Raw genomic sequence first — 10,213 nt, 5'->3', positions numbered from 1 at the left:
TTTTGGCAATAAACAAGTAAAAAACGGTGTAGAACGCATCATAAATGATAAATTATAAGTCTCCGTGTCTCCGCGTCTCCGTGTTTTAACTATTCAAGTTATTGATTAGCAGATAGTTGAAAATCGAGCTGGCGTTATTTAGATCTCTGCATTTTTCTACCTTGTAAATTCGAAGTTAGAGCTCGAATTTACAAGGTATTTTTATTTTAGCGAGAGAAAATAGTCTAAAAATTAGAAATATGATAGCGTGAAAGCATGAACATTATCATCATTGGAGCTGGCACAATAGGCTCACATTTGGCCTTAGTTTTGTCACAGAAAGGCCATAACATCATATTGATCGACAAGGACCCTTACAAGGTTGAAGAAGCTGCAAGACGCCTTGATATATCCGCAAAAGTTGGCCTTGGAACAGATTGGGTGTTACTAGAATCGCTTAAAGAGCATAATCCCAACCTTTTGTTAGCCCTCACCGACTGCGATGAAACTAATTTAGTTGCAGCATCCATTGCAAAACAACTTGGATATCCAAAAACTATTGCACGCATCAGCCAAAATCAATTTATCAACTGTGAAAGACTTGATATCAAGCAAATGTTTCATGCTGACTACCTTATTTCTCCAGAACTCTTGGTAGCAGCAGACATTAATAAGCTCATGAGCATGCAAGGACCTGTTGCAATTGAAAATTTTGCTCATGGAGCAGCTCAAATGCATACACTCGCAATCCCCAAAAATTGGGATAAACAAGCTATACCTATTGCAGAGCTAAAGTTACCAGAAAATGTACGCATAGCACTCATCAGAAGATCTATCATAGAGGATGATTCATGCGAACATTCTATCCATTTTCCAAGAGGAGATGATGTCATTTTACCACTCGATGAAATCACATTCATAGGGGACACAAAAGCGATGTCTACCATCTATCACTTCTTTGGCATCCCTCAAAAAAAAGTAAGCTCTATCGTCATCGTTGGAGGATCTCAAATTGGCTATCATTTGGCAAGACTACTTCAAGAGGCACACGTACGTGTAAAAATCATTGATAAAAGTTATGACAGATGCACCTATCTTGCTGAAAGCCTTTCAAAATGCACAGTTTTGCACCACGAAGGAAGTGATCTACCATTTCTTCTCCAAGAAAATATTGAACACACAGACTTTTTTGTAGCTTGCACACGCAAAGATGAGATGAACTTATTACTTGGTAAACTTGCAAGAAAAGCAAAAGCCTCTCATGTGATTGCATGTATCTCAAATCCAGCTTATGGATCTATTGCAAAAGAGATGGGCATTCAGCGCACAATTACTTTTCACAAAAGTACGGAAAACAAAATTTTATCTCTTATCAGTAAAGAAAAAGTATCTTCTATTGTTTCGCTCTATGAAAATGAAGCAGAAGTTGTTGAAATAAAAGTATCTATGGAATCAAAAATGACAGGAATTCCTATTGCAAAACTTGTAAAGTACTTGCCAAAAGATTTGCTTTTTGCTGTGATACAAAGCAAGGGTAAAATTTCAATAGCCAATGGTAACAGCGTGTTAACACCTTCAGATACTGTCATCATTATTACTAATCCCAAAAATATTAATATCTTGTCAGAACTTTTTTAAAAGAGGCTTTATGGTTTGGAAGCCTATCTTTAAAACATTAGAATTTTACCTCTATATTTTAGCATCAATTCTTGTAATACCCCTTATTGTCTCGTTTTATTATCAATTCATTATAGATCCCACAAATCACCCACAACCCTTTGATACCTTTGCATTTTTTCTAACTATCTTAGTCTGCTTATGTTGTTCTCTTGGCTTTCGTATACTTGGAAAGGGATCAACAAATGTTAATTTCTATAGACGAGATGGTATTTTAGTTGTCGTTCTCATCTGGCTCATCACTCCCGCAATCAGCACACTACCTTTCTTATTTAACAATACACTAGAGCACTTTGAAGATGCCTATTTTGAGATGTGCTCTGGATATACAACAACTGGCATGTCCATACTCTGTCCCAAAGCCTATGATACAGAAAACAAGGAAGTAGCTTTTCACATAAGCTTTGCCGGCTTATGGAAAAATGAGACAAAATACGACTATTACGGGACTATAAAGCCTGTTTTGTCGCATTCAGGAGATGTGCTTTATGAAGGCATCGAAGCCATTGGAAAAGGGTTATTGTTTTGGAGAAGCTTGACACAATGGCTTGGAGGTATCGGCATTATCTTACTATTCGTAGCTGTCATCCCAGTCCTTGAAGCTGGAGCCAAGGTGCTTTTTCAATCAGAGCTTGTAGGACCCATTAAAGAGGATATTACACCTCGCACTCAAAATGCAGCCCTCTCTATTTTTAAGATTTATCTTGCGATGACTTTGCTACAGATCATCATGCTAGTTACCACAAACAGTAAGCTCTCATTTTTTGATGCAGTGAATATAGCTCTTACAACGGTCTCTTCGGGGGGCTTTTCCGTTAAAAATGGAAGTATTGCAAGCTATCAAAATGCAGCTACCGAATGGGTCATTGTAGTTTTTATGATTCTTGGAACCATAAATTTTTCACTTTTTTATTATTTGCTTAAAAGAAAATTCTATCGTCTAAAAGATCCTGAGCTCATCACGTACCTTGCACTCATCATCATCTTTGCAACAATTACATCCTGGAAGCTTCTCCAAAACCTGCCTTTTTCTCTAGAAGAATCGATTCGCTATGGCACTTTTCAAATCATTTCAACACTCTCTACAACAGGATTTTCTATTGCAGACTACAATTATTGGCCAGCAAGCGTTCAAGTTCTTATGCTAATCAGCATGTATATTGGAGGCATGTCAGGATCTACTGCAGGCGGTATTAAAGTAATTCGCTACTACCTTCTTTCAAGGCTTGCTATTAATCGTATTGAAACGGTGTTTCGACCTGAAAGAGTGCGTATCTTTAATTATGGTGATAAAAGAATTAACCTTGAACTCTCTTCTAATGTACTCTGTTTCTTTTTTATCTATATCTCTATAGCAGTCCTAGCTACAATAATTTATGTATTTAATGGAATCGATCCAGAAACAGCTCTTGGACTTAGCTCTTGCATACTAAATACCGTTGGAACAGGCTTTGGCATGGCAGGCCCTGAGTATTCTTGCGCTTTTCTAACATCTTTTGGTAAGTATTTTTCATGTCTTCTCATGTTCCTTGGAAGGCTTGAGTTATTTATCATCTTAATACTTTTCATACCAGCTTTCTGGAGACGCAAATAACTTATTTGCAAGCAGTTTTATTGCAACCATAACTGCCATTATCTTCACTTTTTTGAGAAGAAGGCTCACGAGAGTCCTTGTTTGCATAATCTGTTATATAAAAACCAGAACCTTCAAAGCGAAGTGTTGCAAGCCCACCTCCAATACCACGACGAAGCGTATCTTGAAGGCAGTCTGGGCACCTTTTTAAAGGTTCAGCAGTGATTTTTTGTGAAACTTCTGTTTTCTTGTGACAATGATCACAGATATAGTCATATGTTGGCATAATCCAAATGTCCTTTATTCCCCCTGTGCTTTCTGTGAGCCCTGCGGTAGTTATTATACACAAACAAGTTCAAGAATTGGTTTGTGTATAACTACCGCAGAAGCAGAAAATTGTGTGTGGATGATTTTACATCATGTCCATTCCGCCCATACCACCCATTCCCATACCGCCCATGCCGCCCATGCCGCCCATGCCGCCCATGCCACCCATACCATCCATCGATGATGAGCTCTTGGGTTTGGGTTTATCGGTAATCATAGCAGCTGTTGTCAGCAAAAGCCCAGATATAGAAGCTGCATGCTTAATAGCACTCTTAGTTACCAAGACCGGATCAATTACACCTGCTTTAATAAGGTCTTCAAACTGATCTGTAAGACCGTTGTAACCATGAGCATCTTTTTGCTCATAGATTTTTTCTGCAATCAAATTACCAGGCTTACCACAATTGTTTGCGATAGCAGTTGCGGGAGCAAAGGCTGCAGTCCTTATAATAGATACACCTATTGCTTCATCGCCATGCAACTTCAAGGCATCCAAAGCATGAAGAGAGCGAAGAAGAGCTACACCTCCTCCTGGAACAATACCCTCTGCAACGGCTGCTCTTGTTGCATGAAGAGCGTCTTCTACACGAGCTTTCTTTTCCTTCATTTCAGTTTCTGTTGCAGCGCCTACGTTAATGACAGCAACGCCGCCTACGAGTTTTGCAAGACGCTCTTCTAATTTTTCTTTATCATAACTAGAAGTTGTCTTAGCAATCTCTGCACGAATTTGTGCATCTCTTTGCTTAATTAATTTACTATCTCCAGCACCATCAATAATCGTAGTCTCATCTTTTGTGACTTTGACAGTTTTAGCTCTTCCAAGAACTTCAACGTCTACATCTTCAAGCTGCAAGCCAACTTCTTCAGAAACAAGAGTACCTCCTGTTAAAACGGCTATATCTTGCAACATAGCTTTTTTGCGATCTCCAAACCCTGGAGCCTTCACACAACAAACAGGAAGAGATCCTTTTAGCTTATTAACTACGAGCATCGCCAAGGCATCACCATCGATATCTTCTGCAATGATCAAAAAGGGTTTTGGCCCCCTTGCCATTACTTTTTCAAGAATGGGTACAAGCTCTTTTACTGTGGAAATTTTTTTATCTGTAATGAGAATAGAAGCATTTTCAAATTCAACGCTCATATTTTCTGCATCCGTCACAAAATAAGGAGATAAATATCCCTTATCAAACTGCATACCTTCTACAACATCCAGCGTCGTTTCAATACCTTTTGCTTCTGCAACACTAATAATACCATCTTTTCCAACTTTTTCCATTGCATTGGAGATAATTTGCCCAATATCCGCGTCGTTATTTGCAGATATAGTTGCAATCTGCATCACTTCTTTAGGGGTCTTTACAGGATGTGCAAGCTTTGAAAGGGCGTGTACAATGGCATCCACTGCCTTATCAATTCCGCGCTTAACGCTCATAGGGTTTGCACCAGCGACTACGTTTTTTACACCTTCACTATAAATTGCTTCTGCAAGAACAATTGCCGTTGTTGTTCCATCTCCTGCGATATCTGAAGTTTTTGATGCAACCTCTTTTACAAGCTGTGCTCCCATATTTTCAAATTTATCTTTTAATGTAATTTCCTTAGCAACAGTGACTCCATCTTTAGTGGAAAGTGGGGATCCAGCACCTTTTTTAATCACTACATTTCGCCCCTTGGGCCCAAGTGTTACTTTCACAGCTCTTGCAAGCTTCTTTACGCCTTCCAAAATCGATTTTAAGGCTTCTTGATCAAATTGCATTATTTTTGACATAACGAGGGGTAACTCCAAAGTAATTTTTCTGTTTAACTCAAGATTCCTAAAATGTCATCTTCTGACATGATCAGATATTCTTCTTCTGTGTCATTTTGCTTAACTTCTGTACCTGCATAGGCAGTAAAAAGGACGCGATCACCTACTTTCAATGTGGTAGGATTAAACTTTCCCTCGTCATCACTTTTTCCAGGACCAACTGCAACAACTTCTCCTTCTTTTGGCTTTTCTTGAGCCGATTCGGGGAGAATAATGCCACCTTTTGTTGTTTTCGCCTTAAAGCGTTTTACTAAAACACGATTACCTAAAGGTTTAATTTTATTCATGAGAATACTCCATTTACAATTACTGTTTCTATCGAGCGATGATTCTAAGAGAGGACTTTTATTAATGTCAAGACAAAGAATGCTTTTTTTAGCAGAAAAAGCCCTTGAGTGCCAAAAATCACTTATTGCGAGTAATCTTATTTTTCAGTACACTTTGCTTGATATGAATAGAATTTTATCTTTATTAGCAATATCTCTTGTCTTATCTGTGTTTAGTTCATTAGTGTTTACTACAAACAACGACACAAATATGCCCATTATAAACGCAATTTCTAATGAACTTGCTGATGGCTCCCTCAAGCTCATACTTGACCAAACCGAAGAACTTGGAGCATTTAGAAAAATTAACGATCCTTACCCAGAGGATAAAAACTTTACTGGCCACTACCCCACAAGAGATGGACTCGATCAGCTTCACTATTCTGCCAGCGCTCAATTTTCTGAAGCAGGTCTTAATGAACTACAAGAAAAACTTGCCCAAAAAGACTTAATTATCATCGACCTGAGACGAGAGTCTCATGGATTCATCAATGGCCTACCTGTGAGCTGGATGAATATTCAAAATGGATGGTCAAATTTAGATTTAAATACAGAAGCCATTTCTGAAGAAGAAAAAGCCCTTCTAAAAGCGGCCCAAAAAGAAGAACATGTTGTCATTAACAAAGTCGTCAAAGAAGAAGGCAATAAAGAGCTTATTCCCATGCCAACTACCGTTAAACGCACATCTACAGAGCGTAATTTAACTGCTAAATTAGGCATTGGATATGTTAGGATTCCTATTTGCGATCACAAAAGACCGCTTGACGAAGAAATAGATACTTTTATCTCCTTTTATAGAACCAAACCAGAAACCTCTTGGGTGCATTTTCACTGCAAAGGTGGAAGCGGAAGAACAACTACGCTACTGGTTATGGTAGACATGATGCACAACGCCAAGCAGTTAAGCTTTGACACTATCATGGATCGTCAAATGCTCATTAATGAAAAAAACTTCCTTGTAGCCTCCACACCTATTGCAAAACAATTCTTTGCTGAATTTGAAGAAAGAAGGCTCTTTCTAAGAGAATTCTATAATTACTGCAAAGAAAACCAAGATAACTTTGCCACCTCCTGGGCCACCTACCTAACAAAAAAGCCAGCATAGAATTAACCTTCAATTTATTTTTAAATTGCAAAAGGAAGCTCTCTGTGATAGGTTAGAAAAAACGAATAAATTTAATAAAGTATTGATTCCATGAATTTGCAAAAAGCCCTCTCTAAAATATGTACATTTTTTCTCTTTGTCACAATCTGCGTCTTCGTTACTGGATGCTCAGAAAAAACAGCCATCATCAACGGGGTGGATGAGCGAGAAGCCAATGAAATTGTAGTTTTTCTTGCAAGCAAAGGAATAAGCGCAGAGAAACAAGCAGCACCTGTTGCTTCATCTGCTTCAGCTGCAAATACAGGAATCCTCTGGAATCTATATGTAGACAATTCCCAGATCACAGAAGCCATGTCCATTCTCAATCGCAATGGCCTGCCAAGAAAACAAGGAAAGAATCTTTTAGAGTTATTTAGCGATTCTGGTCTCATGCCCTCAGACATGCAACAGAAAATTAAATATCAAGCAGGTCTTGCACAACAAATTGCTAACACAATCCGCCAAATTGATGGTGTTATTGACGCGACAGTGCAACTTTCCTTTCCAACAGACGACTCTACCGATTCGCAAATTACAGCTTCTGTATATGTCAAACACCAGGGTGTTTTAGATAATCCCAATAGCCAGCTCATTACAAAAATCAAACAATTAGTAAGCGCAAGCATTGCTGGATTAAAGCTGGAAAATGTAACTGTAATTTCTGATCGCTCTCGCTTTACTGACGTAACTCTTCGCTCAGAGAATCCTGCGGGCTCTGAGGAAGAAAAAGAGTTTGTTACTATTTGGGGAGTAGTCATTGCAAAAGATTCTGTGGGAGCCTTTCGCTTATTGTTCTTCTCCCTCTGTTCTATTGTCTTAATCCTTGTTCTTGCCCTTATATGGGTTATCTGGAAAATGCTTCCTCTTTTGACTCCACATGGCGGGCTCTCTTTCTTCTGGAAAGTCAAAGAAAAGCCCACAGAAGAACATTCAACAGAAGAGAAAGAAAACACTGACTCCCAAGAAAAATGAACACACCTTATCACCTAATGATTCACTCTTTGCTTACGCGCTTTCACAAGGAAGATGCAAATTCTCTCTTTAAATTTTTTGCATCAGAAGATGAGTCAGAGCTAAGTAAGACACACGTACCACAAAAACCTCCTGTATTACAAATTACAGAAGGCCTATCGAACATTCATTACTCATGGCTTCCACCTTTCCTTGCAAAGTACCCCATCAATTTAAAAAACCTAATCATCTCTTCTCTTCCAAGCTCTCTATTGGCTGGTATTACAAAGCTTGCAAAACCTCCAATTAAAAAGATCCCTCTCTCTCCTTTTGCTAGATTTTTTTTTCTTAAGTACTTTTACCAAGAGTGGTTACCAGAAGATGTCGTAGCTATTGAATTTCTAGAAGAAAATCCCTTGAACACCCTTTTACACCTCACTAAGTTACAACTTGTAAGCCTTGTTGATTTTCTTGGCATCCAGGATCTATCTATTGATCTTCGAAAGGTTGTTGATAAAAAAACATTGGACATTCTCAAAAATCTGCTCTCTGCTCATCAAAAACAATACTTAGATTATTGCCTAAAAAGAGCTGATGTCCCTCCTGTTAAACCAGAACCTGTTCAATACTGGATGCAAAGCAAAGAAAAACTTGCTCTACTTATCCATCAGAAAGGTCTTGCAAGGCTTGCCCATGCACTTTTAGGGCAAAATAGCCATCTTATTTGGCATATCATACATAGACTCGATATCGGCAGAGGAAAAGAACTTACAAAATGCTTAGATAGCCCTACAGATATACCAAAAAAACTCTCCTCTCAAATCACTTCAGAGGTCTTAGATCTTGTAAAACTACTTAACAAGGGTAAAGAATAAATGAAATTTTTTGACTTACTCTACAAAGATGAGCTACATTTAGCACCCACTAAGAAGGTAATTCCTGCAAGCGAATTTTCTTCTCTCCTTGAAGGAAAAGAATTGATTGCCAAAATTCAAGAAGAGGGCGTCGCTTACAGACAAGAGTGTGAAAAAGAGTGCGAATTATTAAAAGAACAGAAGATGAATGAAGGCTTTGATGAAGGCCTTAAAAAATGGGCAGAGCAACTTGCAGCATGTGAAGCTTTTCTTACAAAAACTAAAGATGACTTAGAGAAGATGATCGTTCCAGTCGCCCTTAAAGCTGCAAAAAAAATTGTTGCAAAAGAAATTGAAACGCATCCTGAAACGATTGTAGACATTGTAAAGCAATCTTTAAAAGCAGTATCTCAACACCGTAAATTTGTCATTTATGTGAATAAACAAGATTATGCTATCTTAGATGAAAACCGCCCTAAACTCAAAGAAGCCCTAGAAAGTGTTGAAAGTCTTACTGTCAGCGTAAGGGACGATATCTTACCAGGGGATGCAACTATTGAAACTGAAAGTGGTATCATTAGTGTAAAACAAGAACAGTTGTGGAAGTCGCTTGAAACCGCATTTCACTCTTTGATGAATGCATAGGAAATAAATAGATGATCAAACTTATGATGCATTTTTTGCTGTTGTTACTACTACTTGTAGGCCCTACAAGTACGCTAATAGCTCAGCAAACGCTTACACAATTTCCAGAAGTCATTCAAGTAAGCGAAGATCCTGATGGAGAGCTCTCTTCTAATAAAGCCGTAAGAAATGTAACAAGCCCTATTGTAAATGCTCCTGAAGCTGGCAATAACAACATCATTATACCCATCAACCAGCAAGCTATCAGTAAAAGACCCAATATTATCACACAAGCCGCTGCCATCACCTTGATGTCTTTGCTTCCTTATCTAGTAATTTTATTAACTTCTTTCTTAAAAATTATTGTAGTCTTGTCCCTACTTAGAAACGCCATAGGTGTGCAACAATCGCCTCCTAACCAGGTTTTAAATGGACTTGCTCTAATATTAAGCGTGTATGTCATGTTTCCAACCGGCCTTGCAATGTACAATGAGGGTAAAGACTTAATTGACAATAAGGCGCCAAGCGAACTTGTTTCTGCAGAAACCACAGGCTTTATTCTGGAATTTGTAGACCGTACAAAAGCACCTTTAAAAAAGTTCCTAGAGAATAATACAAGCGCACAACACCTGCAAAGCTTTTATAAAATAGCCTACAAAGTACTCCCTGAAAGCACAAAAGCATCTCTAACTCAAACAGATTTTCTTATTTTAATTCCCTCTTACATTACAAGTCAGCTTAAAGATGCCTACCAAATTGGCGTATTGATTTACTTACCATTTTTTGTTATAGACCTCGTAGTTTCCAACATTCTACTTGCCATGGGTATGATGATGCTCTCTCCCCTTACAATTGCGCTGCCCCTTAAGCTCTTACTGCTTGTAATGCTCGATGGTTGGACGCTGCTCATTCAGGGCCTCGTATTAAGCTTTAAATAAAGGATGAAAA

The 10,213-nt window shown here is 38.4% G+C and carries 10 protein-coding genes; 7 read left to right on the top strand and 3 right to left on the bottom strand.

All coding sequences use genetic code 11. The features are described 5' to 3' along the window. Window positions 1-255: 255 nt before the first annotated feature. Window positions 256-1,617 carry a Trk system potassium transporter TrkA gene (gene trkA / locus P4L16_05960; GenBank protein ID MDR3624666.1) on the top strand — a complete coding sequence of 454 codons (1,362 nt, stop codon included), beginning with the start codon at window positions 256-258 and terminating at the stop codon, window positions 1,615-1,617. A gap of 10 nt (window positions 1,618-1,627) precedes the next feature. After that, a complete protein-coding gene (locus P4L16_05955; GenBank protein MDR3624665.1) occupies window positions 1,628-3,250 on the top strand; it encodes a TrkH family potassium uptake protein in 1,623 nt (540 codons plus the stop codon). 1 nt (window position 3,251) lies between these two features. Here the strand turns inward: P4L16_05955 and P4L16_05950 are convergent, their stop codons facing one another. The 3 genes from P4L16_05950 to P4L16_05940 form a co-directional block, all read right to left on the bottom strand. Continuing rightward, the gene (locus tag P4L16_05950; protein MDR3624664.1) at window positions 3,252-3,515 is read right to left on the bottom strand and encodes a zinc ribbon domain-containing protein; all 264 of its coding nucleotides are present in this window, start codon (window positions 3,513-3,515) and stop codon (window positions 3,252-3,254) included. Window positions 3,516-3,641: 126 nt separating this feature from the next. After that, window positions 3,642-5,327, bottom strand: a complete 1,686-nt coding sequence (gene groL / locus P4L16_05945; protein ID MDR3624663.1) for a chaperonin GroEL — start codon at window positions 5,325-5,327, stop codon at window positions 3,642-3,644. Window positions 5,328-5,359: 32 nt separating this feature from the next. After that, window positions 5,360-5,653: a co-chaperone GroES gene (locus tag P4L16_05940; protein ID MDR3624662.1), complete on the bottom strand. Its 294-nt coding sequence runs from the start codon at window positions 5,651-5,653 to the stop codon at window positions 5,360-5,362. A 64-nt stretch (window positions 5,654-5,717) separates the two neighbouring features. Between P4L16_05940 and P4L16_05935 the strand changes: the two genes are divergently transcribed. From P4L16_05935 to sctR, 5 genes are all read left to right on the top strand, one after another. Continuing rightward, window positions 5,718-6,797, top strand: coding sequence for a hypothetical protein (locus P4L16_05935; GenBank protein ID MDR3624661.1), 1,080 nt, complete (start codon window positions 5,718-5,720; stop codon window positions 6,795-6,797). Window positions 6,798-6,887: 90 nt separating this feature from the next. Continuing rightward, window positions 6,888-7,808, top strand: coding sequence for a type III secretion inner membrane ring lipoprotein SctJ (sctJ, locus tag P4L16_05930; protein MDR3624660.1), 921 nt, complete (start codon window positions 6,888-6,890; stop codon window positions 7,806-7,808). Further along, complete coding sequence (locus tag P4L16_05925; GenBank protein ID MDR3624659.1) at window positions 7,805-8,662, top strand: hypothetical protein; 858 nt, start codon at window positions 7,805-7,807, stop codon at window positions 8,660-8,662. The genes sctJ and P4L16_05925 overlap by 4 nt, the downstream gene beginning before the upstream one ends. Continuing rightward, entirely contained in the window at window positions 8,663-9,286 is a 624-nt protein-coding gene (locus P4L16_05920) for an HrpE/YscL family type III secretion apparatus protein (protein ID MDR3624658.1), read from the top strand. 11 nt (window positions 9,287-9,297) lie between these two features. Beyond that, window positions 9,298-10,203, top strand: coding sequence for a type III secretion system export apparatus subunit SctR (gene sctR, locus P4L16_05915; GenBank protein MDR3624657.1), 906 nt, complete (start codon window positions 9,298-9,300; stop codon window positions 10,201-10,203). Window positions 10,204-10,213: the final 10 nt, after the last annotated feature.

Source organism: Chlamydiales bacterium, assembly GCA_031292375.1.
Classification (GTDB): Bacteria; Chlamydiota; Chlamydiia; order Chlamydiales; family VFKH01; genus JARLHF01.
Note: the sequence above shows the minus strand (reverse complement) of the source record. Positions and strands in the feature narration are given on the sequence as shown.